The organism is Clostridium aceticum (assembly GCF_001042715.1).
Lineage (GTDB): Bacteria > Bacillota > Clostridia > Peptostreptococcales > Natronincolaceae > Andreesenella > Andreesenella acetica.
Map to the genome: position 1 here is coordinate 3,367,185 of NZ_CP009687.1, position 26,786 is coordinate 3,393,970.

General features: G+C 35.4%; 50 protein-coding genes. 2 read left to right on the forward strand and 48 right to left on the reverse strand.

From position 1 onward, the window contains the following. Positions 1-9: 9 nt before the first annotated feature. The 46 genes from CACET_RS19620 to CACET_RS15635 form a co-directional block, all read right to left on the reverse strand. Positions 10-816, reverse strand: a complete 807-nt coding sequence (locus tag CACET_RS19620) for a DUF2971 domain-containing protein (RefSeq protein WP_052661523.1) — start codon at positions 814-816, stop codon at positions 10-12. 193 nt (positions 817-1,009) lie between these two features. Next, a complete protein-coding gene (locus tag CACET_RS20740; RefSeq protein WP_044825855.1) occupies positions 1,010-1,171 on the reverse strand; it encodes a hypothetical protein in 162 nt (53 codons plus the stop codon). Positions 1,172-1,286: 115 nt separating this feature from the next. Continuing rightward, positions 1,287-1,418 (reverse strand): hypothetical protein, encoded by a 132-nt coding sequence (locus CACET_RS21185; RefSeq protein WP_278287086.1) that lies wholly within the window; start codon positions 1,416-1,418, stop codon positions 1,287-1,289. A 34-nt stretch (positions 1,419-1,452) separates the two neighbouring features. Further along, positions 1,453-1,581 carry a hypothetical protein gene (locus tag CACET_RS21190; protein WP_278287087.1) on the reverse strand — a complete coding sequence of 43 codons (129 nt, stop codon included), beginning with the start codon at positions 1,579-1,581 and terminating at the stop codon, positions 1,453-1,455. After that, positions 1,581-1,883: a hypothetical protein gene (locus CACET_RS15455; RefSeq protein ID WP_044825854.1), complete on the reverse strand. Its 303-nt coding sequence runs from the start codon at positions 1,881-1,883 to the stop codon at positions 1,581-1,583. Before CACET_RS15455 ends, CACET_RS21190 begins: the two co-directional genes overlap by 1 nt. Positions 1,884-1,894: 11 nt before the next feature. After that, the gene (locus CACET_RS15460; RefSeq protein ID WP_044825853.1) at positions 1,895-2,668 is read right to left on the reverse strand and encodes a hypothetical protein; all 774 of its coding nucleotides are present in this window, start codon (positions 2,666-2,668) and stop codon (positions 1,895-1,897) included. A gap of 10 nt (positions 2,669-2,678) precedes the next feature. Further along, a complete protein-coding gene (locus CACET_RS15465; protein WP_044825852.1) occupies positions 2,679-3,080 on the reverse strand; it encodes a phage tail fiber protein in 402 nt (133 codons plus the stop codon). A gap of 11 nt (positions 3,081-3,091) precedes the next feature. Beyond that, positions 3,092-3,646: a distal tail protein Dit gene (locus CACET_RS15470; protein ID WP_044825851.1), complete on the reverse strand. Its 555-nt coding sequence runs from the start codon at positions 3,644-3,646 to the stop codon at positions 3,092-3,094. After that, the gene (locus CACET_RS19625) at positions 3,643-6,273 is read right to left on the reverse strand and encodes a phage tail tape measure protein (RefSeq protein ID WP_052661522.1); all 2,631 of its coding nucleotides are present in this window, start codon (positions 6,271-6,273) and stop codon (positions 3,643-3,645) included. Before CACET_RS19625 ends, CACET_RS15470 begins: the two co-directional genes overlap by 4 nt. Before the next feature lie 176 nt (positions 6,274-6,449). Next, on the reverse strand, positions 6,450-6,782 hold the full coding sequence (locus CACET_RS15480; RefSeq protein ID WP_044825850.1) for a hypothetical protein: 333 nt from the start codon (positions 6,780-6,782) through the stop codon (positions 6,450-6,452). An 18-nt stretch (positions 6,783-6,800) separates the two neighbouring features. Continuing rightward, positions 6,801-7,064: a hypothetical protein gene (locus CACET_RS15485; protein WP_044825849.1), complete on the reverse strand. Its 264-nt coding sequence runs from the start codon at positions 7,062-7,064 to the stop codon at positions 6,801-6,803. Then, positions 7,028-7,339, reverse strand: a complete 312-nt coding sequence (gene gpG, locus CACET_RS15490) for a phage tail assembly chaperone G (protein ID WP_044825848.1) — start codon at positions 7,337-7,339, stop codon at positions 7,028-7,030. The genes CACET_RS15485 and gpG overlap by 37 nt, the downstream gene beginning before the upstream one ends. 44 nt (positions 7,340-7,383) lie before the next feature. Next, positions 7,384-8,292 carry a major tail protein gene (locus CACET_RS19630; protein ID WP_052661521.1) on the reverse strand — a complete coding sequence of 303 codons (909 nt, stop codon included), beginning with the start codon at positions 8,290-8,292 and terminating at the stop codon, positions 7,384-7,386. Positions 8,293-8,306: 14 nt separating this feature from the next. Continuing rightward, positions 8,307-8,774 (reverse strand): HK97-gp10 family putative phage morphogenesis protein, encoded by a 468-nt coding sequence (locus tag CACET_RS15500; RefSeq protein ID WP_044825847.1) that lies wholly within the window; start codon positions 8,772-8,774, stop codon positions 8,307-8,309. Continuing rightward, positions 8,774-9,091 carry a hypothetical protein gene (locus CACET_RS15505; protein ID WP_044825846.1) on the reverse strand — a complete coding sequence of 106 codons (318 nt, stop codon included), beginning with the start codon at positions 9,089-9,091 and terminating at the stop codon, positions 8,774-8,776. Before CACET_RS15505 ends, CACET_RS15500 begins: the two co-directional genes overlap by 1 nt. Further along, entirely contained in the window at positions 9,078-9,434 is a 357-nt protein-coding gene (locus tag CACET_RS15510) for a head-tail adaptor protein (protein ID WP_044825845.1), read from the reverse strand. The genes CACET_RS15505 and CACET_RS15510 overlap by 14 nt, the downstream gene beginning before the upstream one ends. Then, on the reverse strand, positions 9,406-9,714 hold the full coding sequence (locus tag CACET_RS15515; protein WP_044825844.1) for a hypothetical protein: 309 nt from the start codon (positions 9,712-9,714) through the stop codon (positions 9,406-9,408). Before CACET_RS15515 ends, CACET_RS15510 begins: the two co-directional genes overlap by 29 nt. Positions 9,715-9,736: 22 nt before the next feature. Further along, the gene (locus CACET_RS15520) at positions 9,737-9,955 is read right to left on the reverse strand and encodes a hypothetical protein (RefSeq protein ID WP_044825843.1); all 219 of its coding nucleotides are present in this window, start codon (positions 9,953-9,955) and stop codon (positions 9,737-9,739) included. A 24-nt stretch (positions 9,956-9,979) separates the two neighbouring features. After that, entirely contained in the window at positions 9,980-11,227 is a 1,248-nt protein-coding gene (locus CACET_RS15525; protein ID WP_242846953.1) for a phage major capsid protein, read from the reverse strand. A 28-nt stretch (positions 11,228-11,255) separates the two neighbouring features. After that, entirely contained in the window at positions 11,256-12,086 is an 831-nt protein-coding gene (locus CACET_RS15530) for a head maturation protease, ClpP-related (RefSeq protein WP_242846952.1), read from the reverse strand. After that, the gene (locus tag CACET_RS20585; RefSeq protein ID WP_158386101.1) at positions 12,068-12,244 is read right to left on the reverse strand and encodes a hypothetical protein; all 177 of its coding nucleotides are present in this window, start codon (positions 12,242-12,244) and stop codon (positions 12,068-12,070) included. The genes CACET_RS15530 and CACET_RS20585 overlap by 19 nt, the downstream gene beginning before the upstream one ends. After that, positions 12,237-13,403 carry a phage portal protein gene (locus tag CACET_RS15535; protein WP_044825863.1) on the reverse strand — a complete coding sequence of 389 codons (1,167 nt, stop codon included), beginning with the start codon at positions 13,401-13,403 and terminating at the stop codon, positions 12,237-12,239. Before CACET_RS15535 ends, CACET_RS20585 begins: the two co-directional genes overlap by 8 nt. A gap of 19 nt (positions 13,404-13,422) precedes the next feature. Further along, on the reverse strand, positions 13,423-15,090 hold the full coding sequence (locus CACET_RS15540; protein WP_044825842.1) for a terminase large subunit domain-containing protein: 1,668 nt from the start codon (positions 15,088-15,090) through the stop codon (positions 13,423-13,425). Further along, positions 15,077-15,421 (reverse strand): P27 family phage terminase small subunit, encoded by a 345-nt coding sequence (locus tag CACET_RS15545; RefSeq protein WP_044825841.1) that lies wholly within the window; start codon positions 15,419-15,421, stop codon positions 15,077-15,079. The genes CACET_RS15540 and CACET_RS15545 overlap by 14 nt, the downstream gene beginning before the upstream one ends. A gap of 104 nt (positions 15,422-15,525) precedes the next feature. After that, the gene (locus tag CACET_RS20590; protein ID WP_158386103.1) at positions 15,526-15,669 is read right to left on the reverse strand and encodes a hypothetical protein; all 144 of its coding nucleotides are present in this window, start codon (positions 15,667-15,669) and stop codon (positions 15,526-15,528) included. Between the two features lie 4 nt (positions 15,670-15,673). Then, a complete protein-coding gene (locus tag CACET_RS21000) occupies positions 15,674-15,991 on the reverse strand; it encodes an HNH endonuclease (protein WP_044825840.1) in 318 nt (105 codons plus the stop codon). A gap of 390 nt (positions 15,992-16,381) precedes the next feature. After that, entirely contained in the window at positions 16,382-16,795 is a 414-nt protein-coding gene (locus CACET_RS15550; protein ID WP_044825839.1) for a hypothetical protein, read from the reverse strand. 13 nt (positions 16,796-16,808) lie between these two features. Beyond that, positions 16,809-17,042 (reverse strand): hypothetical protein, encoded by a 234-nt coding sequence (locus CACET_RS15555; protein ID WP_044825838.1) that lies wholly within the window; start codon positions 17,040-17,042, stop codon positions 16,809-16,811. Positions 17,043-17,054: 12 nt separating this feature from the next. After that, positions 17,055-17,849 (reverse strand): hypothetical protein, encoded by a 795-nt coding sequence (locus CACET_RS15560; protein WP_044825837.1) that lies wholly within the window; start codon positions 17,847-17,849, stop codon positions 17,055-17,057. A 15-nt stretch (positions 17,850-17,864) separates the two neighbouring features. Then, positions 17,865-18,491: a sigma-70 family RNA polymerase sigma factor gene (locus CACET_RS15565; RefSeq protein ID WP_044825836.1), complete on the reverse strand. Its 627-nt coding sequence runs from the start codon at positions 18,489-18,491 to the stop codon at positions 17,865-17,867. 40 nt (positions 18,492-18,531) lie between these two features. Continuing rightward, complete coding sequence (locus CACET_RS15570) at positions 18,532-18,927, reverse strand: hypothetical protein (protein ID WP_044825835.1); 396 nt, start codon at positions 18,925-18,927, stop codon at positions 18,532-18,534. A 66-nt stretch (positions 18,928-18,993) separates the two neighbouring features. After that, positions 18,994-20,421 (reverse strand): DNA cytosine methyltransferase, encoded by a 1,428-nt coding sequence (locus tag CACET_RS15575; RefSeq protein WP_044825834.1) that lies wholly within the window; start codon positions 20,419-20,421, stop codon positions 18,994-18,996. A gap of 55 nt (positions 20,422-20,476) precedes the next feature. Continuing rightward, the gene (locus CACET_RS15580) at positions 20,477-20,764 is read right to left on the reverse strand and encodes a hypothetical protein (protein ID WP_044825833.1); all 288 of its coding nucleotides are present in this window, start codon (positions 20,762-20,764) and stop codon (positions 20,477-20,479) included. A gap of 28 nt (positions 20,765-20,792) precedes the next feature. Further along, positions 20,793-21,083, reverse strand: a complete 291-nt coding sequence (locus CACET_RS15585; protein ID WP_044825832.1) for a hypothetical protein — start codon at positions 21,081-21,083, stop codon at positions 20,793-20,795. A 35-nt stretch (positions 21,084-21,118) separates the two neighbouring features. Further along, the gene (locus tag CACET_RS15590; RefSeq protein WP_044825831.1) at positions 21,119-21,403 is read right to left on the reverse strand and encodes a hypothetical protein; all 285 of its coding nucleotides are present in this window, start codon (positions 21,401-21,403) and stop codon (positions 21,119-21,121) included. A gap of 23 nt (positions 21,404-21,426) precedes the next feature. Beyond that, positions 21,427-21,756 (reverse strand): hypothetical protein, encoded by a 330-nt coding sequence (locus tag CACET_RS15595; RefSeq protein ID WP_044825830.1) that lies wholly within the window; start codon positions 21,754-21,756, stop codon positions 21,427-21,429. A 16-nt stretch (positions 21,757-21,772) separates the two neighbouring features. Beyond that, on the reverse strand, positions 21,773-22,102 hold the full coding sequence (locus CACET_RS15600) for a hypothetical protein (protein WP_044825829.1): 330 nt from the start codon (positions 22,100-22,102) through the stop codon (positions 21,773-21,775). A 42-nt stretch (positions 22,103-22,144) separates the two neighbouring features. After that, complete coding sequence (locus CACET_RS15605; protein ID WP_242849917.1) at positions 22,145-22,660, reverse strand: Holliday junction resolvase RecU; 516 nt, start codon at positions 22,658-22,660, stop codon at positions 22,145-22,147. An 18-nt stretch (positions 22,661-22,678) separates the two neighbouring features. Beyond that, positions 22,679-22,843: a hypothetical protein gene (locus tag CACET_RS20595; RefSeq protein WP_158386105.1), complete on the reverse strand. Its 165-nt coding sequence runs from the start codon at positions 22,841-22,843 to the stop codon at positions 22,679-22,681. A gap of 18 nt (positions 22,844-22,861) precedes the next feature. Further along, on the reverse strand, positions 22,862-23,617 hold the full coding sequence (locus CACET_RS15610; protein ID WP_044826026.1) for a rolling circle replication-associated protein: 756 nt from the start codon (positions 23,615-23,617) through the stop codon (positions 22,862-22,864). Positions 23,618-23,834: 217 nt separating this feature from the next. Next, the gene (locus CACET_RS15615) at positions 23,835-24,044 is read right to left on the reverse strand and encodes a hypothetical protein (protein ID WP_044826025.1); all 210 of its coding nucleotides are present in this window, start codon (positions 24,042-24,044) and stop codon (positions 23,835-23,837) included. Between the two features lie 44 nt (positions 24,045-24,088). Further along, positions 24,089-24,385 carry a hypothetical protein gene (locus CACET_RS15620; RefSeq protein WP_044826024.1) on the reverse strand — a complete coding sequence of 99 codons (297 nt, stop codon included), beginning with the start codon at positions 24,383-24,385 and terminating at the stop codon, positions 24,089-24,091. Beyond that, entirely contained in the window at positions 24,378-24,575 is a 198-nt protein-coding gene (locus tag CACET_RS15625) for a hypothetical protein (RefSeq protein ID WP_044826023.1), read from the reverse strand. The genes CACET_RS15620 and CACET_RS15625 overlap by 8 nt, the downstream gene beginning before the upstream one ends. Before the next feature lie 4 nt (positions 24,576-24,579). Beyond that, the gene (locus tag CACET_RS15630; protein WP_044826022.1) at positions 24,580-24,828 is read right to left on the reverse strand and encodes an AbrB/MazE/SpoVT family DNA-binding domain-containing protein; all 249 of its coding nucleotides are present in this window, start codon (positions 24,826-24,828) and stop codon (positions 24,580-24,582) included. After that, complete coding sequence (locus CACET_RS20745) at positions 24,825-24,995, reverse strand: DUF6906 family protein (RefSeq protein ID WP_169747299.1); 171 nt, start codon at positions 24,993-24,995, stop codon at positions 24,825-24,827. Before CACET_RS20745 ends, CACET_RS15630 begins: the two co-directional genes overlap by 4 nt. 35 nt (positions 24,996-25,030) lie before the next feature. After that, positions 25,031-25,261 carry a helix-turn-helix domain-containing protein gene (locus CACET_RS15635; protein WP_044826021.1) on the reverse strand — a complete coding sequence of 77 codons (231 nt, stop codon included), beginning with the start codon at positions 25,259-25,261 and terminating at the stop codon, positions 25,031-25,033. A gap of 81 nt (positions 25,262-25,342) precedes the next feature. On the opposite strand from CACET_RS15635, the gene CACET_RS15640 reads away from it, so the two are divergent. After that, positions 25,343-25,873: a hypothetical protein gene (locus CACET_RS15640; protein WP_044826020.1), complete on the forward strand. Its 531-nt coding sequence runs from the start codon at positions 25,343-25,345 to the stop codon at positions 25,871-25,873. Here the strand turns inward: CACET_RS15640 and CACET_RS20600 are convergent. Further along, positions 25,859-26,014 (reverse strand): hypothetical protein, encoded by a 156-nt coding sequence (locus CACET_RS20600; protein WP_158386107.1) that lies wholly within the window; start codon positions 26,012-26,014, stop codon positions 25,859-25,861. The genes CACET_RS15640 and CACET_RS20600 overlap by 15 nt on opposite strands. Positions 26,015-26,146: 132 nt before the next feature. Here CACET_RS20600 and CACET_RS15645 point away from each other — a divergent pair, with 132 nt between their 5' ends. Then, positions 26,147-26,503, forward strand: a complete 357-nt coding sequence (locus CACET_RS15645) for a hypothetical protein (protein ID WP_044826019.1) — start codon at positions 26,147-26,149, stop codon at positions 26,501-26,503. Here the strand turns inward: CACET_RS15645 and CACET_RS15650 are convergent. Continuing rightward, the gene (locus CACET_RS15650; RefSeq protein ID WP_044826018.1) at positions 26,491-26,736 is read right to left on the reverse strand and encodes a hypothetical protein; all 246 of its coding nucleotides are present in this window, start codon (positions 26,734-26,736) and stop codon (positions 26,491-26,493) included. The two genes, CACET_RS15645 and CACET_RS15650, sit on opposite strands and share 13 nt — an antisense overlap. Positions 26,737-26,786: the final 50 nt, after the last annotated feature.

The window sequence follows — 26,786 nt, forward strand, 5'->3', positions numbered from 1 at the left end:
GAAAAATAATTATCTAAATAAAACCTTATTTTTTAACTCACTGTCTTCTACCTTTGCATGAGGATTATATTCTTTAACTAACAAATTAACTATTATCTCATCCGAATGTGTAGTGTTTGGCCCTAAAGTAATTTCCATTTTTTCAAAAGCTTCATTATGAATTTCCAAATCAATATAATCAATAGGTAAGTCTACATTTTTCAATATATTATTCTGTATAGTGTTAGCTATACTATTAACATAGTTAGCATCTAATTCGTCGAACTGCTTTAATCCTGCTGGAAATACCATAATCCTATATCTATATTCTTTTTGAAACTCCCAAGCTTTTCTCTTATATATACCCACATCTCCTAAAATAAAAGTATATGTTTCCTTAGTGATCTTTTGTATAGTTGGCAAAAGCTTTTCTTTATCATTGGTATATTCAATATAATTGCATAGAATCGGTGGAGAGACGATATATTTATCATTAATAATGTGTTTTATGGGTATATTATACTGATTATTTGTTGCAAACAATGAAAGTACATGAATATTGTCCAAGTTATAATTTTCAAATGGGAAAAAAGGTAATTTAATTCTAATACCGGACGATCTTTTTGAGTACATATTCCACATTGGTATACTTTCTTCATCTCCATCCATCCAACAACTAACAAACATATATCTACCAGGCTTATCATAATCATTAGCTTTTGATTCATCAGGATCATCTGTATTTGTAAGTTTGTTAAATCTAATAGTTCTATTCTTAAGAATTAATGCTAATGTATCAATTGAAGTATAATGATATAGATATTTTGGATTTTTCAACTTAATCTCCCCCTTTTTTTAAATATATCAGAAATAAAGAAGGAGGACAAACAAATACTTTATTACCATATGTTTTATTATCTTTTGACGCATAAATTTCCTAAGACTTTTTATGGACACTTATAACTATTGATATTACTTGATTTACACTGATATATATTAATCACTACTAATGCGACATAGAAAAAGCACCCTATTTAGAGCGCTTTTTCCTTAATTCTTCGATCTCTTTTTCCTCTTCGATAAACTCTTTCATTTTCAAGTTTACCCAAGTAGAAATTTTGACTCCCTTTTTCCCAGCATACTTGCAAAATTCTTCGTATACATCCGGGTCAAGGGTGACATTCTGCCTCATCTTATTAGCCAGATAAACCACCCCCTTTAAAGGGATTATATACAATAATTTACATCTTGTCATGTTTGTATGTATTAGTGTGTATTAATGTATACTATTACACATCAATTTCCAATTACGCAGTAATAATCTGTTGTACTACTTCTCTAAGATTACCAACATTCGGCACATCTTCAATTATAATTTGTCCTGCAAGAATTAAAATAGCATAAGATTGTGCGATTCTGCTTTCAGTTGTAAATGTCATAAATAACAACTCCTTTGTAATTTTATAGAATAAATTAATTAGCGATAACACTTGAAACTACCTCGCGTAAGTTTTGAAAATTAGGTACATCAGCAATCGTTTTTAAACCATTACGAATAAGTAACACATAGTCTTGTACTAGCTTACTATTTTCATTAAACATTAAAAACCACCTCCGGTAAGCATTAACATCATTTCAAAGAGTTCTGCATTCGCTTGTGCTTGTTCCAATCTAAGCAATTCTATTTCGCTCTTTGGGTTTTGAATCTCTGCTAACTCTTTTAGCCACGCTTGATGGTCATATTGATTTAAAGCATTTTCTAATACTTCTTGATTAACTTGTGCTGATAGTTCCTCTCTTTCTTCGTCATAGCTATATTTTTCCGAATCTTTTACTGGGTCAATTCCTGCATTTTTTAATATATACCAATAATTATAATCTTTAGGACATTGAATTTTCGCCATTTTTACACCCCCTAAAACATCATGCATTCAACTGTTAATATTCTGCTTCCACCTGTGTTATTCATGACGACTAGCTTGTCGTCAATACTGTCGTAAGTCACATCTATTCCGCTAAGCGCTTTTACCGCAAATATAGAATATGAGTTTGCTGAGTTATTTGTTGTCCCGATGTGATAAAGTGCATATGAGTGACCTGTGGCGCCGGGTTGAACTCTAACGTTTAGCAACATCGCTTGATAGCTAGAAGAAAAGTAACCCGGTCTTAATTCGTTTATCGGCACAATAACATTACTTCCGACCTCAAATTCAGAACTGTCGTTAAACACAATAGGCGTAGGTCTGAAGAAATTATCGTTTTTAGTCAAATTCCTTTGAGTGTTTTTAGGTATTTTAAGTTTAGAATTACTGTCAAACATCGCAATTCGATTTGCAGTTGGTATTTCTGTAGATTCATGTATCGCAGTTTGTGCCAAATGCGCCACTTGATTTTGCCTCAAGCTATTATAATCATAAGCTGTAAAGAGCCTTCTAACCTTTGTTCCAGCGTTCCAACTTTTTGCTGGTCCTTCAAATCCTCTAGTGACATCTATTAGGTTGTTACCATCCTTGCCTAAATACAGTATTGTCTCTGCATCTTCTCCTATGGATATAGTGCAAATGTTTGGAGCATCAGGAAGAATTGAAGCGTTATCCATTGGTATGGTTGTTTGGGATGCATTTATATTTTCTGCAAGTTCTGCAGCAGGACTATTTACTTGTCCTGGGTACATTGTTATTTGTGGCATAATCTCCCTCCTATCCTAATCTTATTTTCATATCCCCAGGTAAAAACCTGGCTGGATCATCGGCTAGTATTGTCCGTGGATTCGTTAATTGACCTCTAATAAGTACATTTCCTCCGCTGGATGCATCCATGATGGCCACATAATTTACTAGTCCCCAGTCATTGTTTGCAGGTCCAAAGGCAATTTCCTCTGTATTTTCAATAATGGATTTACCACCATTTACTACCGGAGTGGTAAAGGTTATACCTGTTGCTCTACTATAACCTCCTCCTGATATCTCCACCCCTCCATTTAAAGGATCACCATTGAAAAGAGCAACACGTGGAGTAGGAGAAGTATATTGTGTTCCTCTAAAAACGTGATTTAAAAGAGCCGCCTCTAAATAAGGCGACATAGCATCTACTGTTGGCATTTTCATTCCTCCTATTCTATTTCAAACTCAATCGATAAGGCTATATTTGTTAAGGTGTTTGTACCTTGATTTTCTAATGTCAAGATTGGCGGTGTCTCTACAGTACCTGCTGTGTTTATGACAACGTTGTGTGGTTTTAATACAATTGCATTTTCTACTGTTTTCAAATCTATCGAATAAGCAAAGGGCTTACAATCAAAAATAGCTTGGGTTCTCCCAAGTCTATAAAAGTTTTCTAAATCAACTGTGCTATGCAATTTGGCCAGATAAAATTTATTTAGTTCATCATCAAATATTAGCTGTTGGTAGTGTTTAGATGAAAGCCAAGCAGCTATCTCTCTTCCTCTTAATCTTAATTCATTGTAATCCTTTCCTATATACGCAATTTCCATTGTAATTGACCTATCTTCATAGGTATTATCCCCAAAGTCATAGGTTCCGTGCCTTCCAGGTACCACAATTTTATTCTGTCTTTTCATAGGAAGGATTGGTCGATTTACCGATCTTGATATAATTTTGAAACTTGTACTGTGTACATTTCTGAATTTAAATGCTCCTGGTATCATTTCGTAACAACCCCCAATCCTCTAGTAGTTATCTTATTATCCTTTAGCTGCACCTTGCTAACCTTCTTAGATACTACTTCTCCATCTAAAGTAGTGTACATATTTAATGTCAACTCTGTAGTTCCACTATCTCCATTATCTTCAGTAATAGAATTATTGCTTTTATTATTTGTACTGGTACTTACAGAACCATCAGCAGTTAACTTGCTATTTAATCCTGCCATAGCTGCATCTACTTGTCTTGCACTATCTGCTATTCCTTCAGCCATTCCAGCACCAATCATTTTCCCAACTTGGTCCCTCATAACAGTCGATGGAGATCTTATCCCTAAAAACTTTTTGGCACCATCTAAGGCCCCTTTGGCGGCATCTACTACACTATTGGCTAGGTTTTTGGCAGCATTACTAACTCCACTGGTGATGCCCGTAATCATATCTATTCCTAACTGTCCCCATTTTATTTTTCTAAATTCGCTTACAAGAGAAGTAAATAGCCTAGGAGCAAAGGTTAGAATATTCGCTATGCCGCTTAATAATGCTTTTAAGATCGATCCTGTTATTTCTATAGTTGATTTAGTAATTAAAGGTATATTCTCAATTAGTGCTCTTGCAACTGCCATTACAATTTGTAATGCTGCATCTATGATTAATGGTAGATTTTTTACTATTACCTCTGCTATTGTTTCAACGATTTGGGGAACTCTTGCTATTAGTTCAGGTAATGCTGCAATTAAACCTTCTGCTAAGGCAATAATAGCTTCTATTGCTGCAGGTAGTAATTCCGGTAACATTTCTAGAATACCATCAATTAAAGCTAATAATACTTTTGTTCCAACCTCTAGAATCAGGGGGAGGTTTTGAAGTATAAATCCTATTATGGCAGTAATTAGATATACCACCATACTCATAAGTGGATCTATGTTAGACATAATCCCATCTATTAACCCTTGTAGTAATTGTATAGACCCATCCAACAAGGGTGGTACAAGAGTAGGTAATAAATCTACTAGTACATTTATTATACTCGTCAACATTGAAGCAACCATATCTATAGCTTCTGGGAGATATTCGCTTATCTTACTTATTCCCTCAACTAAAAATCCAGCAATTCTTTCGCCGATTGCTTCTATGTCTCCTTCCTGAAATCCATCATTCAGTATTGCTGTAACATCTCTAACTAATCCTGTTACGTCTCCCACAACGGCTTGAGCTATACCAGCAAATTGTTCTCCTACGACAATTTGTAATCCTTCATAGGCAGACCTTAGACTTCTTATTGATCCAGCCAACCCGCCCTCCATTGTGTCGGCCATCTGCTGCGCTGCTCCCTCTGCTTCCAGGATATATCCGCTTAATTCGTCAAATCTTTCTCCAGAGTTGGCAAGTAAGGCATTAACACTTTTTAAATCTACTTTGTTGAAGATATCGTTTAGTACATTTGTCTTTTCAATGTCGCTCATTCCAGCAAGAGATGCATCTAAATCTTTAAATACTTCATTTAAAGGTCTAAGATTTCCCTCTGCATCTCCTACTTCAACCCCTAGATTCTTTAATGCTCCGGCTGCTTTATTTGTAGGGGCTGTCAATGATAATATGACATTCCTTAGGGCAGTACCCCCCTCAGCTCCTTTTATTCCATTATCAGCTAAAATTCCTAGATGAGTGTTTAACTCTGCTGTGCCTCCAGCTAATATTTTGGCGGTACCTCCTACGGTAAGTATCCCTTCTCCTAGTTGGGCTATACTGGTATTAGATTTCTGGGAAGTCTTTGCCAACTCATCTACAAAGCTATCTAGCTTTTCACTTTCAAGTCCAAGGGCTGACATGCTATCTGTTACTAAGTCTGATGCATAAGCAAGATCTAACCCTCCTGCAGCCGCTAGGTTTAAAACTGTTGGTAGCGCTTCTATGGATTTTTCTACATCATAACCGGCAAGGGCTAAATAATTTAGGGCTCCAGCTGCTTCTGTGGCTGAAAACTTTGTTGTTGCCCCTGCCTCTTTTGCTGCATCTGATAGCTTATTAAAGGCCTCTTCTCCTTCTTCTCCTGTCAGTCCCATAGTAGCTTGGACTTGTTTCATGCTATCTTCATATTCAGCGAATACACCTACAGAGTTACTTACCCATTTGGTGGCTGCCGCTGTAGCTGCTACAAGGGCTGCTCCCATGACTGCAACAGATTTTATGGTTACTTCTCCTACTGCCGCTAGTCCTGTGCCAAGCTTGCTTAATGATCCTTCAAATATACTTGCCTTTTTAGACCCTTCCTCTAGGGTTTTATTGTTGTTTGAAAGTTCTCTCTCCATGTTGTTAAGATCAGCAGTCGCTTTATTAACTGCCTGTTGCCAGCCTTGAGTAACTCTATCATTTTCTCCATACTTTTCGGCAGCGGCAGTTAAACCTTTTTGCAGCTCATTTATTTTGTTTTTTTGTGCATCAATTTGCTTATTGAGCACTTCATTTTTAGCGGTTAAAGCCTGTGTGCTTTTATCACCTTTATCAAAGGCTGAAGCTACAGCAAGCATTTCGGTTCCTAGAGTTTTTACATTTGTATTTATCTGCTGTATTGCTTGCCTAAATTCCTTTTCCCCTTCTATACCTATTTTGGGACCAATATCATATGACATTTTCTCACCTGCCTTTTTACCTTTTCATAAAAAGACAGGCTTTGGCTAGCTACTTATTGTGCTGCACGCTCAGTTCTTTTATTTTCCTATTTTCAATTATTACTCTTATAATGCCGCCACACCGCATACATTTGATCTCTAAATCTGCTGAATTGGCATGAAAGAGTGTATGTTTCTTACAATGAGGACATTTGACTTTTAACATGCTCCTCATCCCTTTCTATTTCATCTTTTAGCTTTTGCATTTCAGATCTTATTTTTTTCTTAGTTTTTTCTATTTTTCTAACGGTTTTTTTCTTTGGGAGATTTTTTTGTTTTTTAAACTTTTCTATTGTCTCATTTACCTCTTTCTGAAGCTCTCTTGCGATTTGATTTGTATAGAATGCAATATATTCACAGCCACATTCTGGGCAGTAGAAAGAGTTTTTTTCTACATCATCTCTAATTTTGGTTATTTTTACTTTCATCTCAAATTCTCTATTGCATCCTCTGTCACATGTTACTAACATTTATCCTCCTTTCTCCAGTTATAGCCAGTCAGGTACTTCCTTTACCCTTCTGTATTCCTTCCCATGAATTACCCTAACGTTTGGATCATCCTCTGGCTTAAACTGAATAAATGCAAGTAGGTTGCATATATCTGTTTCATCAATATCGAATAAGGACCATTTTAGGTTTTTAGCAATAGTCCTCTTTAGATTTAAAATTGTTGCTCTATAACCAGCGGGAGAGTCATCTTCAATCTCTCCCGCGGTTAGTTTTTTTTCATTTCCCCACTGATGTTTGAGCAAAGAGCAGTAAATACCTTCATAAGCTCATCATTTTCTACATTTTCATTAAGTTCATCATAGGTGAATTGTCCTTTGAAAACAGCTACGATTACACCTCTTAAATCTTTATAAAATTCTCTAACTTCACTAATTTTCACATCACTCTTCTGTAGATTTTCTGCTCTTTCAGCGATATCAAAAATATTATCCATCATGCCGGTTTTCAGATTGCTAACAGTAAATGTTTTTGTTACTTTCCCTTTATCATCTGTAAACCTTAGAAATACTGGTTTCATTTTATTACCCTCCTGTAAAAAATAATAAGGCAGGTTTCCCCGCCCTAAGCTGCTGTTATAAATTTAATTATTATGTTGCTTAAAGATTGTCCATACACATCTTTAACATTTGCTATGATTACTACATATTCTGTATCTGCAGTTAAATTACTTGTTGGATTTATTGTAATTATTTTACCTGTAGGATTTAGGCTTAATTCTACTGCTACAACGTCAAGTGTTGCTTTATTAATCATAGTTATATTGTAACTGCTTATTTTGTTATTGAATGTCAGTGCTGGACTTATATCAATAGCTACTTCTGTCTCTTCATCTGCTGGATTACTATTAGATAATTCTAGTGCATTTGGGGCTTCTGTGGTATCTGGCGTTTGCACTTGTAGATACCACCCTGCAGGATTAAAGGCTGGATCCGTTGTATCGGCAAATATTCTTTTGAGTGGCTTCATTTCTCCATCAATTTGCCATTGCTTTGTGGTAGTAACAGCTGTAAAAGTCATTTGATAGGTTTTTACATCTATATTACTTGTCTTTGTAGTTGCTTCCTCTGTCCCACCGCTGAATGTACCTTTTAGATATTGATAATACCTATATCCGCTTTTCCCCTTATTGAATCTAAAGGATATTGCAACATCGGGTGGGTTAGGCTGCCCGTCATCATATACTCTGCCACTTATAGGATCATATTTCTTTCCAAGATATTTAGCCGCTTTTTCTGCAGGTATCCCAGCTATAGTCAAAGTTAAGGTGGTGACACCTTCGCCTATATATGTATTTGCTGGTACATTATCGTAGTACGTTGGAGTACTGTTTATCTCAGGTGCCCCTGCGATTTCAGCACTTGGAGCAAGATACTCCGGTGTTTCAGCTAAATAATTTTCAAAAGAATCTTCTAAAACTATTGCAGCATGCAGATTATCTACACCTACAAATTCTCCATACTTGTTATCCATTTTATTTCCTCCTCTTAAAGTGCATAAATTTTCATTTCTGCATCTAAAGTCTTACCCATTTCCTCTATAGCTTTCTTTTTCATCTTATTCACAGCAGGTCTTACGAAAGGTCGTTTTTTAAGCTGACTGGTTCCACTTTCCATAGCTCTAGCTTTTAATGCATTGGGAACTCCTTTACTATCATAGCCTTCAAATCCTATTTTCGTATTTGTATTTCCTAGTCTATCTACATCTGGTGGAGCTATCCCAAATGAGTCAATTAAGTCGCCGGATGATTTTTTATAATTCTTTTTGACAATTCTCTGGCCTTTTCCTACATAGCCTGGATCCCTTATATTAGCTTCAAGGTTTTTTCTAATCTCATCAGCTATAGGCCTTGCCCCTGCCATTACAACCTTCTTTGCAATTTCTGTAGAATCTTTACCTAATCTAGAAAGTTTTTTAGCATACTCTTCACCTGCATTAATTTTCATCTTCGCCATCAAACCATCTCCCATACCCATTCATAATGGATATATCCTGTATTTTCTTCATGCTGGATTGAATTTAATCTCCATGCAATATCGACAGAATTAAGCTTTTCTTGTATCTGCTTGAATACAGGATCAAATTCTGTTTTGGTATAATAATCAATCGTTCCTTGAATCACCTGAGTTGTCATACGATTATCAGCGTAACCGGAATCCCCTTGACCATCTTCTGCCCATACAATGTAATTGCCTTTTTCTTTATGAGCTTCAAAATGATATGCTGGTACTCCTATTGTCAATAATAAATCTCTTAATTCAACTAATGTCATAGGCAGCCTCCAATCTTTCAAGGGATAAATCCATGGATGGTGGATGCACATCAGGAGGATATTGTACCTGCTTAATTTTATATTGCTGTCCATCAATAGGAATAGCTATATCTTGTGTGGATATCTCTCTTCTCTGGGGAGTTCTAATTATTAAATCAATTTGCGCCTGAGATTGTTTTGCTGTCCAAAATCTCCCCATGCCTACAGTTCTCTCTTCGTACCTTAGAGAATCTGCTTTTAGTGTTAGGTCCTCTTTAGGCTTATTACCAATCTCAGCTATATTACCTACAGAATATATGTTTACTATTCCATCATTAAAGGTCTGTGTTTTCTGCTTCCTCATAGGCTTTCACCTCCAGTGCAATTTGAAGTGTCAGCAATTCATGTAAGTAATTCTTTTGAAATTCTTCTAAATCATTTGAACGGGCATATCTGCAATAATCAAAAAGTAATTCTCTTGGTTTATCTTCAATGCTATAATCCATTTCAGATCCTGCAATTCTATCAATATACTTTATACCACGGGCAATAATGCCGGAGAGTTTTTCGTCTCCGGCAGAATCTTCCCATGTTATATCAAGGTAATTGCGGACAGCCTCTAATAAGCCCTCAGGTAGTACCATATCCCCTCATCCTCTCTACTTCTTAGTTGTTGTTTTTTGCCTTTATCTCTTCTTCTGGATTTTTTTCTGACTCCTTACTTACTTTAGGATCTGTTTCTTCTCTAATTTCTTCTATAAAACCCCCTAAAGAGGTAGAGTTTATTTCCTCATACCTCTCCTCTGATATTGTGATTTCTTCCCCTGCTCTATGAAGCTTCTTTGTATTTTTATCTCTAAAGTTTCTTGTTACCTTAGCTTTCATCATGTACCCTCCCTAAAATTCTTCTTATATCTCAGGCTCCCCTCCTGGAAAATCTTCTGCATTTACTACAAATACTTGATGTGCAGCTGGCTTCAGTCCTGAAATATCTGCATAAACAAAGGCAGTATTGTCCAGAGGTTCCCCATGTCCATAAAGCTTCACGAGATATACTCTTTCATCCTCTAGGAAACGATACTCATCGGAGTATTCGATTTTACCGCTCTTTGCAGTTCCAATACCCATGAAATATCTTTTTGCTAATCCAATAATAGCTTTCCCTTGATCTATTTGAGTTGATTGAATTACATCCGTAGGAAATGGCAGCACATTATTTACATATGTACCATCAGCTGCTCTTATTGTTGTAGCCGGCATAACCTTTTGTAGATAATCGACCGGATTTACAATCATAATAACTCTTCTTACTACTCTTGATTTCTCATTAGGTCCAACCGCCATTCCTGAAAGCAATTGTCCGTAGGACACTGGATCTAAGCTATTTACCTCAACAGTTTCTTTTAATGGGTACACTCCATCTGTAACGGTTACACCTTCTCCAACTTGACGATTCATTCCTATAGGCATGTTTTTACCAGTACCGTTGATGATCCCTTCCTCTAAGCCATTTGCTATTGCCTCTCCTAAAATGATTCTTACATATCTGTCTAACCATGCAGGCCCTAAATCTAGCATAGATTTAGATACTGGTAGAAATGCAGATAGCTTGTGTAGCCCCATATTCATTTTCTTAAATCCTGAGGTTAACTCTTTCACGATCTCTGATGTAAGGGTGCTCCATGTAGCCAATTCAGTTCCATTTGTATTTACCAGGTATTCGATTAATCCACTTGTATTTTGGAAACTAATTGCATCTAAGAGTGGATGGTTTTCTGTCAAATCTTCAAACACGGCATCGATAACAGTCTTTGGCATTACTACATCAATATCTGAAAGAGCTTGCTGAGGATTACTAGTTTTCATCGCCTCAATAACTCTCTGGAAATAGTTATTTTCCTCTGATGTCAGCTGCCTTACTCCTCTACCAGCAAGAACATTTTGATCTACTGTTTGAACCATTCCTTTGGCCTCTTCCATCACGGCTTCCTGAATAGTTTCTGTGAACTCTGTGAAGGCTTGGGCAAAGGATTCTTCGTCTCCATCTTTGATAGCTTGATTTAACTTATTCATGATTTCTGCTTTCTTGGCTTGAATTAAATCTAGATTTCTCATTCCAGCAAATAATTGTAAATTAATTTTTTTCATTCTAGGCATTTTTTTCTCTCCTTTTTTTACATGAAAATTAGCGGAACAATGCCGCCATTAGGTTTTTAGGTTTATTTTGTTTTGGTGGTTCTGGATCTTTAGGTAGTACTTTTTGAACCGGTTTTTTCCCCAACTCTCTAAATTGAGCTACAATAGCCTTGTTATAATTTAGTTGTTGCTCTAATGTTTTATTCATTTGCTGAAGCATCTGCTTAGCTTCTGTCAAATCAGCTTCTTTTTCTAATAACTCATCTGCAAAACCATACTCAATACACTGTTGTGCCGTTAACCATGTCTCTGCCTCTAACAGTTCAATTAATTTTCCTTCTTCCATTTTGCCGTTAGACTTTTCTAAATAGGCTTGCCTATTCCCTTCCATGATTACGTCCAAGTCATCAGCAGCTTTTCTTAATTGTCTTGCATTGCCTACTGCTACATTCATGGCATCGTGTATCATCATCATAGTATTTTTAGGCATGATTACCCTATCTCCAGCCATAGCTATTACAGAAGCCACAGAGCAGGCGAACCCATCTATATATACAACCTTCTCTGCTGGATGCCTTCTTAGCTGACTATATATAGCTGTACCTTCAAATACACTACCTCCATAGCTGTTGATATAGATATTGATTTGTTTTGCATCAGGGTATTTGGCAAGTTCATTTCTAAAATGATTTGCTGAGGTTTCGCTTTCAACTCTTTCCCATTCCCACCAGTCAAAATAATCTCCTTTAACATCCCCGTAGATATACATATCTAGAGTATTGGGTTGTGCTGCTTGTTTAAGTTCCCAAATTCTTTTAGGAGTGCCCGCTGGTGGATTATCAGCAAATAGTTGTAGATTGATTACGAAATCTTTTCCCACTCTATTTCACCTCCTCCTATTAAATTTCCTAGCTCAAATGATGATTCTGAAATTAGTCTCATAGCCTTTTTTACTGTTTGATCCTTCATCGCTGCAACTATTAGCATTCCAGCTGCTGTATCAAGTTTGCTGATAATCGTATCTATTTTCTTATCCACCCTCACCACCTCCTTCAAGTGCTTTAAGTAATTCCTCTACACTAGAATAATTCTTTGTCATAAAGTGCTGCCATGCCCATGGTTCATTAATTGGTTCATCTCCTACTGCAATTCTTATGTCATTGATGCAGAAAGCTCCTGATGATATAAGTTTATCGATTGAAGTTGCTACTGATAGTAAGTCTATGTGCTTGATTGTCTTGGTGTCTATTTTTAGGAACGTTCCTTGCCTAAAGCCTTCATAGCCAGAGCGTTTTCTATTTATTTCTTCATGGAGCATATCGGTTAATGGATCTATGCAGAAGGTGAGATAGTTGTTGACAGCTTTTTCTGTATCAGCAAGATCTCCTCTAAGTAAAGCTGGAGGAATACAAAAAGCCCTGGCTGTGAAATCATAGATATCATCAATCATGGCTTTTATATCCCTGGTACCCTCTTGAGAATATGTTTTTGACCCTATATCTGTATATGAGTAACCATCGAAAAGTGGTAATACAGCACTATCTGCTTCAAAGAATGTTTTAAACCTCTCATTCATTAATTTTTCAAAGGTTTCCTTGAAATTGGTTTTCCCTTGTGCTACTGCATTGACATCTAATATCCCTTTGTTTCCTCTAGATTTTTGGTAACTTTTCTGGCTATAGGTTATTAGCTTTCCATAACTCTCGTACATGGCATTAATGAGCTTTCGAATGTCTTTGTTATTGAGTTTAAAATATAATACATCACTCATAAGAAATGTTTTATTAAATGTAAAATCTCCTACTGTTACCTGGGTAAATTGATTATCAAATAATGCATATTCTTTTTTAGAAAACGAATCAGCTACAAGCAGCTGTCCTCTATTTTCAATAATCAGACACTCGTTGTTTTCATAGAGCTTACTTATCCATTTATGAATAAATTGACTTGAATTTTCATTCCGATTAGGCTCAACATTCCAAAGATAATATTCTTTACCTTTTTCTTCTTTTTTACGAAGATATGTCTTAAATTCACATTTACTTATTGAATTTGCTATAAGATTTACTGCAGTATAAAATGCAAGATTCCTTACATAAAGCTCCGCAGCTAGATTAAAAAAATCTGATTCATCTATGGAAAAGTCAAGGATTTCTCCACTACTTAATTTTGATTTTATCCATGTAAGCAATCCCAAGTTTTCACCTCCCTCCAGCTTAGTATGTATATACATCTACATCTGGGGTTTCTGCAGAACCTCCATCACCTAGTAGGTCCTCTATTACCATTGAATGAACTAAGGCCATGAAAGGATCTGTTTTCCTGCTCTTAGCCTCTATTTTCCCGTAATAAAAGTTCCCGGTATCGGTTCCTTGTTTTTTTCCTGATGCTAGTACCTTTGTATTATTTGTGGCCCATCTAAGGGGCGGTTCATTTCCCCATACAAAATATTGTTTTAAAAAACATCTTTCTATCACTGGTTGTGTTCGCATTATATCCGAAGGCCTAACAAGCTTAACGTTTTTATATTCTGCTGCATCAAAACCAATTTTTTTAAGAGAATTTGAAACAATAGCATACTTATGGTTGTCTAATGCTATGCCAACTATATTGTATTTTGCAGCCTGCTCCTCTATATATTCTGCTAATAGATCAGGATGGATTTCCACATCATCGACTAATGTTAATCTCCCTTCATCAGCCCATTGTCTCCAGGGCACCTTCAATCTTTTTAAGTCTGCAGATTGTAAGCATAGCCATGAATGACTTATATCATATCTTATATCTCCTTCTCTAAAATGGAGATTCACAGAAGCAAGGTCGTTTATCTTAGCATAATCTAATCCAACGGTACAGGATCTTCCTTTCAAATCAGGAATTTTTTTATTTGTAGCAGCTATGTTTTCCCATTCTGTTACAGCAACTTCTTTGTTTGATTTTGGCCAATTCATTCTTTTTGTGTAGAATTCTTGCTCTACACTTGGTTTATATTTCATTGTGACAAATTCTTTATCCATTTCTTTCTGCAGAACAGGGAAAAATCTTAATGATGGATTGGCTTTATGCCACATTTTCGGATCGATGGCCTCTTCTTCTTTATCAATTTTATAGATTAAAGGTACCAACCCTATATCTTTTATTATCCCTTTTAACACATCTGCCGCTATTGATAATTCATCATCCAGTACACCTTCTCTAATATGTCCATTTGTTGAAATTTTAAAGGTTCTAGAATGTTTTCTTTTCCCAAATCCACTTGTAAACACATTGATAATTGCATAGTCTTCATATTCGTGGATTTCATCAAATATTAAACAAGCAGTTCTTTTTCCATCCTTGGTCCTTGCATTTGATGTGTTAAATTTAATATAAGACTTTGTTTTTAGGTTTTTAATGATTTCTTTAGTCTTATAAAAAAATTTCTTAGATTTCTGCCAAGTTCTCTCCAGCATTTCATAAATGTCATTGAAGGATGTCTCTGCCTGATCTTCGCTGTTGGCCACGATGTCAACATTGTAACCCTTAACTCCATGATAATGAGTAGTAATGTACCATGCTATAGCAGATATAAATCCATTCTTTCCATTTCCTCTACCCATCACTATTAGAAATTCATCGAATACAACAGTATCATTTGATTTGTTGTAGCAATGAATTAAGGCAATAATAAAAAGCTCCCAGTCCAGCAGCTCCATTTCAAAATATCGTTCTATTAGTTCTACAGCCTTTTCAATTTTGGCAGTGTCTATAAATACATCTGAGTTATTTAGCTTGTATTCAATATAATCCATTGCCAACTTTAGTTCTTTTGATGAGGGTATAAGTCCATTTCTTATGGCATCCATGTAGGAATCTATGTAGGGATGATAGTTACATTTCCTCATCATCCTCACCGCCTGTTTGTGCAGGCTTAATGCCTAGCTCTGATAAAAGTTTTAGCATCTGTGCATTAACTTTGATACGTTGTTCAATGCTGTCATTTTTCTTTACTCCAGATTGTCCTCCACCGTTGTTGTATTTTATATTTACTCCACGTTGCTGGATATCATCCACTAGCAAACATTTTGTAACCCACATATCCATGTAGTCATTTACTAGATCGGTGTAGTATTTTCCGACTGTGCCAGTACGCTCTAGCTGATCAAGTAAATCTTGCTTAATTTCAGCGTATGAACTAGAGTTTAAATATTTTTTTGTTTTTGCATTAGCCGCCATACCCCCACCCCCCGTCATGTGAGATTTTGAAAAATTTCTTTTGTCTACCCCCAGCCGAGTCAAGAAGGTCTGAATTAAAATGCGATCTTTTTTGACCGGGGGTATTATTTTAATGCATCAAGTTTGACCATCAGTAACATAAACCGTCCAAGAGCATTTTCTATTTCTTCTGTGTTTCCATTTTCGATTGCTTTCGCTACTAAATCACTTGTATCTCTTAATTTCTTAAAGAATTCTATTTGTTCCATTTTCTTACCACCTCTCTTCTGTTAATAGCTTCTTTTTCTTCCTCTGCCTATGATCATGTTCTTCTTCATGGCAATTGTGACAAAGCGGAATAAGATTTTTATATTCTTTGCCCTGGAATATATATGTTTTACTAAGTGCCAATCTTGGATGTTTCTTCACGTATTGCACGTGATGGACATGCGTTGCTTTTTTATAAAATCCTCTTTCCTTACACTTTTGGCATTCATATTTATGATCCTTTAATATTTCTTCTCTAAGATTTAACCAATAGCTCGATGTATAAAATGCATGTAGATTATTTGTGTTGATTAAGTTTTGAATTCATTGCCCTACTTCAATTGCATTTTGTGTGTTTATTTTTATTTCTCCCACCTCTTTTATTTGATTTTCCCATCCCGCTTTTTGTATGAATTATGTGTCATACAGTCTTTAGTTCCTTCGAATTTTTTCTCTATAAAAATGTCTATGTCCTCACACCCATTAATTTCACAACAGTCAGAACAGAACACTTGGGATATGCATACTATTTTCCTATTATGAAATTTAGCTTTAACTTTATACTTTTCTATTCTGATCACCTCCAAAATTTAAAATATAAAATAAAAATAAAAACCCCATTCAACTGAACAGGGTTTTCTAATAAAGGGGGACGGGTTATATCTTTCCTTAATACCATATTAACACATGTAAAACGGACATATCGGGACAACTTTAGTTTTTGCCTAAAAATCTTTCTACTCTTTTTCGTAGGCTTTCAGCTTTATTGCCCCCACCTATGTATGCTGCTACTTGCTCCCAACTCAATCCTTTTACATATTTAAGTATCAATATCTGTCTAGTAAGACTATCCTCTACCCCTTCTATAAATTCATTTATCTCCTCAAGCAATATTTCCAATTCCGTTAGTCTTTGCCGCAACTTTTTCTCATACTTTTTTCGTTTACGGTTATAGTATTTTTTATCTATCCCGTGTATAGTTATCTCGTGAAGTATGTATGGATGACCTAACGTTGAACCCTTCACTTTGTCAGAAGTCATTTGAGGCTCCATACTAGCTATTTGTTTTTTTAGCATTTCTATTTCGCTATGTAATCCTTTTATCTGTTGAAGTTTTTTCTTCGTCATTGCTACACCCCCATTATGCCCCATTGCCTATCCTTAGCTCTTTTACATGATATTCCTCTATTATGTATCCATTTACTTGTACAAAACATCTAGCTCCCACGTTTGTATAGTACTTAACCTTCTTTCCTGTTTTTCTAACTCTTATATATTTTATACACTTGCTGCAGTAGGATCTATTTCCAATGATGATTAGCCCTGTAGTACTTCTGAACGACCTTTTACAGCAAGAACACTTTAGTATACTCACTGGATCACCTTCTTAACTTATCATCTTTTTTATCTCTTCTAGTTCCTGAATAATAGCTCCTAAGGTGTCTTTGCATATCAGTGCGTTATGAAATCCTTCCTCTATGATGATGCCATTTTTCTTGATGCTGTAGTGGGTTCCTGTGAGCTTTCCTATGAATATCTTCTGTAAGACTGTATCCTTTTCTTCTTTTTCTTCTTGGTTTTGTTCCTCTGCTATTTTTTGTGCCTCTTGTTTTTTAATATCCTCTACCTCTACGTTTTTCTCACTTTCAGCCTTGTCTTGACTCTCTCTATATTTGCCAATGTAATTTTGAGCGGTTGACCAGGATACACCTGTTTCCTTCATTATTTGTCTTGCTGTCATATCTGTGTTTTGTGCCAGTTCTTTTACCTTCTCATAAACCTCTGGATCCTTCTTTACCCTTGCCACTTCATCCTCCCCTTTCTTGATTAGTTTTGCTTGTCCGTTCAATAACTTGTATTTTTCAATTGTTACAGGGTAACCTTTGCTCTTTTCTCTCATAGTTATATAACTTTCATATTCCTGCAGTATAATACAGTCCAGCGTCTGTTTGCCTTCCTGCAGCTGATACTCTTGTCCCTCTCGATAAGTTTCATCCTTACCCTGTAACCATTGGATGCAATCTGCTACATTCTTATATTCCTTTGTCCGAAGCTTGGCAGCACTATTGTCTATAGCAATATACATACCTTTAACACCATCAAATGTGAAAAACTTCCCCTGAGGTTGTCTGCTTTTTATAATTTCTTCCACATGGTTTTCTTTTATTTCCTTGATCTCCATAGCTCCCTGCCTTCTTTATTTAAAAATAGTTTCTACTTTCATCTTTAACTCCTTATAATGCTTTGCTTCTATGCGTGATATATATGATTGAGATAAATTAAATCTTTTGGCTATCTCTACTTGACTCATTCCGCTTTGCCTAAGCTTTATAATCTCTTGATGTTTTTTATTTTTCTTTAAAATTAGTTTATCTGATACCTCTATGATTGTTTCTAGTAGAACCTTTTCCATGTAGTCTTCCTCTAAGTTCATATCACTGGGTATAATGTCATGAGTTGCTGTGCTGCTACCATCTTGAGGATTGATGATCTTTTTGTCTAAATAAACTTGAATTCTACCATAATCTTTGTCTTTTCTGAAATACATGAATACTTCATTGGTCATGCATCTAATGGCATAAGTATTAAATTTTGCTTTTTTATCTGGATCAAAGGTTTCTACTGCTTTAGTTAAACCGATACAAGCTACTTGAAATACATCATCATCATCTTTTTTATACTTGTTTCCCACATATGAAGCTAACCTAAGATTATGTTTAATCAGCCTGGCTTTTATGGATGTACTTCTTGTTTCTCTATACTCCCGGAATAATCTTAAAAGTTCACTTTCTTCTAATACTTGAGGATACTTTATCGATAACATTTCCCTATCCCCCCTTTTTTTCTGTTGTTTCAATTAATCACTAAGCTTCAAGCTTATACTTTATGGCCTGTGCCCGTTCAATGTTAATTTTGCCTTTTGATGAGACTGAGATTTTAGCCTTGGTTACACTGTTAATTTCTATGGTACATCCTCTAATAAATTGATTAGATATTAACTCAACAACTCTATTCATCAGATTGTGAATTTCTTCTTTTGGAATAGGACTAAGGCCCATTTCTGTTGCATTTTCTCCGAAGAGCTGCACGATCCTCTGTTTTGCCCTTTCTATTTCAAGTTCTTTATCTGCTTCCATCTTTGCTTGTGGGCATTTGCAGAATTTAGTTGCCATTTTATTTTTTTCTTCTGGTGTAGCCTCTTTGGGGTAATCTAACATAATTCCTTCACCGCAATAATAACAGTGTCCGAAATCGTTCATTGTTAGGACCTCTCTTTCTTTAATAATTTTAAAGATGCTATTTCACGTAAATCTTGAAATACGTCACTAAATAGCTTCTCTTAGTCCTTCCTCGCATAACTCTTGTAGGTTAGCTCTTACTAAAGCTTTTACCAATGGTGGCGGTACTGCATTTCCGCATCTTGCTACTTGATGTGTTTTAGGATAGCTTTTACCTGTATAATCATGATCTATTATGTAGTCCTTAGGGAATCCTTGAGCTGCAAATAGTTCATGAGGTTGTAACATTCTCATCCCAATGTCTACTATTTGGTAATCTTCACCTTTTATAGTTACAAGACCAAACCTGTCTTTTGTAGTTATAGTGTGAAGTGGTTCATTTAATTTCTGTCCTATATCTGCTCCATAGTATTTTAGTAAAAACGCTGTAACTAAGTTTGATTTATCAACTGTTGTTACTGTTCCTAATGGATCATCTAATTTATGACCTATGGAACTTTTGAATTGTCTTGCAATAAAAGCTGTAACTAAACCAAACCTATTAGATGTATCCAGCGTGTGTAATGGATTGTCTAAGCTTAATCCTCTGACTTCTCCTGGTTGAGTTTCAGAATGATAGCTTGTTAGAAATGGAGTTACAAGCAAATGTTCAGCTTTAGTTGTTATAGTTGTAAGTGGCTGATCTAATGCATACTGTAATCCGTCACCAGCGAAGCCTGTTTGTCCGATTCTTACTATAAATGGATTAGGATTGTCTATTACAAACTTTTGAAATCCTTTTGCTATTCTTTTAAGTGTGTTCTCTGCTAGTGGTTTCTTTCTGGTGAATATACTAGGACATGGAATACTCCAATCAATTATTTCTGCTGCTGTTCTCCATGGTTTCGATAGTCCACATCTAACTTCAATCTGTTCTGGATCTCCATGCGTAGGCTCTGGCCATGTTATTGGTTTTCCATCACACCTTGCAATCATAAAGAATCTTTTTCTGGTAGTTGGTGCTCCATAGTCACAAGCTTTTAACTCTCTAAATTCTACTTTGTAACCTTGTTTTTCTAATGCTTTTATAAAGAGCTCAAATGTCTCACCTTTCTTATTAGGGTCCGGATATAAATTTCCATCCTTATCTTCTTTCAAAGGTCCCCAAGTTTTAAACTCTTCTACATTTTCAAGCATTATCACTCGTGGTTTAACTAACTTCGCCCATTTTACAGCTACCCATGCAAGACCTCGTATATTTTTATTTACTGGCTTACTTCCTTTAGCCTTTGAAAAATGCTTACAATCAGGAGAAAACCACGCTAATGCAACTTTATTACCTCCTACTGCTTTTACCGGATCTACTTCCCAAACTGATTCGCAATAATGCTTTGTTGCTGGATGGTTAGTTTTATGCATCAGTATGGCTGCTGGATCATGATTTATTGCTATATCTACCGATCGACCTACAGCTAACTCAATTCCTGTACTAGCACCTCCTCCGCCTGCGAAATTATCTATAATTAATTCTTTCAAAGTTCTCCCTCCAATCTCCGCAACCAATGTTGCGTATAATATAAAAAATGCGACACTAAACTATCCCATAAAACTTCTTGATTTCATCAAAATCTTTTCTATCTTGCAAATCTTCAATATGACATAAATACTCGTGTTCCTCTCTGTTGTCATCATCCATATCATACTTAATTCTTGAAAATTCTCCTGTTTCTGCATCATATATTGGCAATGTATAAGCATCATAGGCTGGATAAGGCAGATAAACAACATTCCCATCAATGATATAACTCTCGCATTTCAATAACCCCGTAATAGGACACTCCAATGGTGCTTCTTCTATGAGTTTTTTAACATCTAACATTCTAAGCCCCTCCCTTCTTGAAATGTGACTAACCAAGTCTTTTAATTTCCACATTTTCAAGGCTCACAAAATCCTCATATCCTCCAAATATATTAGATTTAGCTGAAGCACAATAGACCCTGTTTTCCTTTATAACTGCTCTTCCCGTTACTATTTCACCCTTAGAAAATACAGTGACTGCTTTTCCCCAATTATCTGATTTTTGAGATTTTTTAAAGGTTATCTCTACTTCTTCATCCATCTTTCTGCAATCTTGATTCTCTTTACAGAGATCACACGCTCCGCAACCTTTAAACTCGCCTATAATTAATTTATCCAATTAAAATTCTCCTTTCTTGTTGCATGTTCTAAAAACTACGACTCATTGTGAGGGCCTATAATAACCATCTTTTCATTATCTGGAACTCCATCTCTATCAACACATGGAAATAAATCATATCCCTCCCATTCAAATACAATTCCTGTTATCGCTACTTTTGAAGTACCCGCTATAAAATCAGGATGATTAACAACCCTTCTAATAACCGTTTTTTCCTTGACTTTAAATCTTCTAACAGAACCATCATCAAGTTTCAATTCTGTCTCGTGACCTACACATATTTCTAATCCATTAGCATCTACTAAACCTGTACCTTTCACGTGTATTCCCCCTTATCTAGAAACTACGTCGCTTCTTTCATCCTCAGTTTATAATTTTTTATCCTTGCATATGTGGCTTGATCCGACAGGCCATACATCGCACCAATATCTTTATAAGTGACTTTTAACCCTCTTAACTTGATCATTTTTTTAATGTCCTCGTCCGTGATGTCTTTTCTTACAATGCAAAATTTCTCTTTATCTTGTAAAACACTTCGTTGTTTAGTTCTTCTGTAAAAAGGATCATCCAATGCCTTATCCAAAATCTTAAACGCAGCTTCTGGATTATCTATCCCGAACCTAAGAGCTATTAATAGAGCTGCATAATTCTCTAAAAGATCACTGTCTAACATATATCCTCTATCCTCCCTAATCTTCGTGAATCTGTAACATTTTTCTAAAGTTCCAGCCTCTTCTTGAAAGCTTTGTTAAATGTTGATCTACTACCTGTTTTAAAATTTGCGGATGTTTTTCCATTACTTTTTCAATGATGCCAATACATACTTGCATAACATCTAATGCTTCTCCCATTGCATCCGCCGCCGCTTTTTCTGGAGTTTTTATATTTGTTTCATGCTGTTCAATATAATCTAAAATCTCTACTACAGTAGTTAGTTCTTTTGATTCTTCCTTCAATTTTTCTATATGTATTATCCAATTATCATCTTTTTCGAGAACCGGTAATTTAACATCAAACATGACTTTCCTCCCTGGGCACCATCTGTGCTCTGTAATGAAAAACTATGCTTTATTCAATGCAGCTAAATAATCTAACACGATCCCTTGCCTGGATCTAACCTCTAGCATTTTTTCTACTGGAATATAATTGTATCCATGCTTTCTTTTATTTCTCTGCCATCTATCCCAGTGGTTTATCACAACTTCACCTTTTATGTAAAACCGCTTATCACGTGGTAGGATGTAGCATAATATAAATGTGATTTCTCCTACCTCTATGGCTTTTTTCATGTACTCTATTTGATGAGCTTCTATGTTTTGTAAAGGCAGCCCCTTTTCTTCTGTTGTCTCTTTACAATCAAATGAAATAGAAATTCCTCCTGATACGGTACCTCTGAAGTCTAATGTACTTTTTCCCTCAGGAAATGCTGATATTATTTTCTTGCCTTCTCTAAGTACTTTCCACGGAGTACTGATCTTTTGTATTAAGGCAATTCCTCTTTCTTTGTATTGATGATTTGCCATCATAACTTCTCTTTCAAAGAACATTCCTTTATTGGCCATACAATAATTTTTCAATCTTATGCCCTCCTCTGGCTAATGAGTTACCTCTTGATCCTTTGGTCTGTAATATTCTGTTTTTGTGCAGTATTCATTAGCTTTCTTGGTCTCATTAGTGACAAAACATTTTCCTATGGTTGGTACCAGTTGACCTTTGTTGAAAAAATTACAACCTCCACAATTTTTACTGACTTGACTCATTATTTTTACCTCCTTTTTTTATATTTTCAGCCTTCTCATTTTCACGTATATATGAATCCCAGCTGTGATTTCATTTACCTCTACCTTACAAGAGTTCAAAATGTACCCTGGATATAGCTTAGAGAAAAATTCTTTATCCTCTGGATTTCTTGCTATTTCTTCTATTTTTCTCTTGCTTTTATATCTACTATCGCTCACATCAACTGTTGGTTGCTTCAAGTTCTTTGATTGAGTCCATCTTTTATTTCCTCTAGGATCCTTGGATATATACCTAGCTAATCCTTCATAACCAAACTCATCTGCTTTTAATCTATCTGCATTGGCTCTTCCTTTTCCCCAAAGCTCCTCTACTTTATCTCTATCCATATCACCGCTCATTACGATATGATGATGAAGTCTAACTGCTTTTCCTTCTTCCTCTTTTTCTCTGTACTCAATTACTGCTATGTATTTTAATAAAGGTAATCCACTTTTCTTTCTGTAATGTTTTATTCTTCTGATATAATTTGCTACATCTTTTCTTGCTTCTTTTTCACTTTGTGGTAATTCCTTTTCTGTATATGTAAGGTGAACTGCTAGATCAGCATTTGTAAAATTTGTATTCAGTAATCTGATTAAATGTTTCACAGCATTTTTGTTATTTAGATTTTTTTGTTTTGGTACTGTTAGCTTCTTCTTTTTTGCTCTAGGCTGCTTTTTCTGTTTTTTTGAAATAGGATATATTTCTACTTCAAATATTTCTCCTGAAGATATTTTTTTCTCTCTGTATGGCATCTCTTTTCCCGTCCCCTTTTTGGTCCCCCCATAATCCCTTTATGGATATAGGAAAAATAGAATTTATTGTTTATTGAATTTATTTCTTAACTATTAATCTCTCCCTTGTTTTTTATTATCGTTGAGATGTTAATACCTATTACGAGGCCGAAAAGACCTGCATGTTTTTTATTAAAAAGCACATTACGCTTATTTGGTCTGAGAGTGTAATGTGCTTTTATATGTTTTTTTGCTTATAACTTTTATCTTCAATGATTTCACAATCCTTAAAGTCCACCATGTATAGACCATTTTTGTTCTTGTAATTTGTTAAGTAATTTTCTCTCCATATTCCAACCACCTCAAGAACGCTTCCGATGGAAGCTGCATACCAGTAGGTTGGTTCTGAGGATTTAATTATTTTAATTTTGCTTGGTAATTTTTTCATATATTCTTAAGCCTTTTCTCTTTACTCTGTTTCTGATAGATACATCATACTGTTTCTTTTTTAACCACTTGTGAAATTAAATCAGGAAAGGTTTCTTTGAATTCTTCTTCCTCCCATAAGGTGAAGAACTCAATTTCTTGGATCATAATACTGGCTCGAATGGGATATTTATTCGTGCCATCACTTACTAATCTCACTGGGTATTCTAAAATCAACTCTTTGAAATATGCTTTGGCACAATGTACCCTATCGTTTAAAGCATCAATTGATATAATCAGGTTTTCTTTATATGCATTAACAAATTTCTGTCGAGTTTCTAGGACCGTTTGTAGTTTATCCATTGATAAATTCCTCCTGATCTGTTAAAATACGATTAATAGTGTTTTTAAAAGCCCTTTTTCGCTTGGTGGTGATGGGGGCTTTTTTCTTGCAGAAAATCCATGTTGCTACACTGAACCATACTGGGGATGTCCAAAATATTAGCAGTAAAAATCTTGCGTAAGCGTTAGCCTGTCCCCACATTTGAAACATAGTATCACCCCTCCGCCTTGCCTATGGCATCTAGGCAGGTAGTACATATTGGCTTTCCCAATACTAGCTTTAGATCTTCTTTGTTACTACAGAAAATACATTGTCTTTGAAACTTTTGAATAATGATCTTTTCATCTTCAACATAAAACTCTACTGGATCTCCTTCTTTTATGCCTAAGTTTTTTCTAGTTTCCTTAGGTATTACCAATCTGCCTAAATCATCAATTTTCCTTACAATTCCTGTTGATTTCATTGCAATCCCTCCCCTTTTTTATCGAAAGTTCTAGTTTTTTTACTCTGCCTATGTACAAACACCATTTCCTCAGAAGTGTTTTTTACAGATAGCCAATTTTGTGGATTTAGCCCCTTGGATGCTAAAAATAGCTTCTGTTTTTTAGTTAGCCGCTTTCCATGTTTCAACTAATTTCCCCCCTCTTTTTCTTTTTGATGTTGCTTTATGAGGTGACACCTCCTTCCTCTTGATCGATTTTTTTAACATTAAAGGGATCTGTTAGATCGTAACCTTCATATTTTTCTAAAAATTCTATTAGCGTTTTTTTTCTTATCTTCATGCTGCCGAGTTTCAACCTGGGGAGCAGTCCTGCCTTTATTAACTCATATACATATGCAGGGTTGGTTTTAATTAACTTAGCCACTTCTGGTACCGTATAAAGAATATCTTCCATTGTTTTTACCTTCCTTTCTAAATTTCTTGTCCACCTCTTTTTTCAATGGTAAAATGTACCTATGAAAGGAGGGGCTATTAAATGAACTTAGATTTTTCAGTCTTTTTAAACCCATCTGTTATTTTACTTGTTGGTATACTCACATATCTTGTAACTAAAAATTCAAACAGGCATAGTGTTGCCCGTGATAGATTAATAAGTGCCTATCATCCCATATTTATAGCGATTGAACCCTATCTTTATAAAGATGTAAATGTAAAGTTTGCATTGGAGTTTATTGACAAATTTAATACCATCAATGAAAATTTCTCATTGTATATCTATCCATCTTTACGTTATAGGGTAATACTTTTACACGAATCGATCTTACATAATCACCCCTCAGAGGTAATGAATGAACACTGGAGGATTATCTGTAATTACATTGATGCGGAGTATGACGATCTATGCAAACTTGCACACATGCCCCTAAGAAGTACCGCCTATCGTATTAACTGTGATCAGTATTATAATAAGCTTGAATTGCTTTTCGCTATAATTAAGCTTCATCTCCCCACGTTGTTCTTTTTTCTGTTGTTATTTGCTTCTTTTATATATTCAAGCAAACCATAGATTTTTTATTGCAATCAGTATAGATATTAATCCAATAAGTATAAGCATAGTTCGCTCCTCTCTGCCTGCCCTAACAATTAAAGAAACTATCAATATAAACACAAAAATTATCCAAATTGCTAGGGCTACCATTTTTTCCATCCCCGCTCACCTCCTCTCACATTATTTGCCCCCCTTTGCCACAAAACTTTAAACTACATCTCTTGAAGCGATACACTCATCTTGTCCCCCACTATAATAAGTGGTAAAATACCCCTAAAGGGGGTGTAAATAATGAGTAATTTTGAGCTTAACAATGAGCAAACATCCTTGCTAATATTTGCCTTAAATTTGTTCATTTCTAATAATATTGAAGGCATATCTGTTGAAAGAAAGCAGATTAAAAATGATCTTGCTATCTCTGCGGGTAAGAAATTATCTGCACACCAGAATAACTTTAATGCCGAAGATATTAAAATCATGGTTTCTTCTCTTCGGTATTTTGAAAGCGTTATAGAAGGCACTAGTTCAGTTTCTGAAGAATTTAAATTAGATCAAGCTACTTCCAAATATCTTTCTCTAATTAAAGATATAATGGATATTATTGAATCTGCTTTAAATTCTCAAGGCTATTCTCTTTACCCCGAATAACTAATTTTCACTTGTATGTCTGTATGTTCGCTAAAATCTGAAGACAGTAATCTTATAAGATGCTGTCTTATTTCTTTTTGCTCCTCACTTGGCGATTGTTTTTCTATCATTTCTTTTTTATCTTCTCTAATCTTATTCATTCTTTCTACAAACGCTTCTATTTCTAACTTGGCTACTTCTTCTTTTGTAAGTTCTTCTGGTATTTTTACCACTCCCCTCTCACCTCCTCCCACATCGTTTGCCCCCTTTTGCCACAAAACTTTAAACTACATCTCTTGAAGCG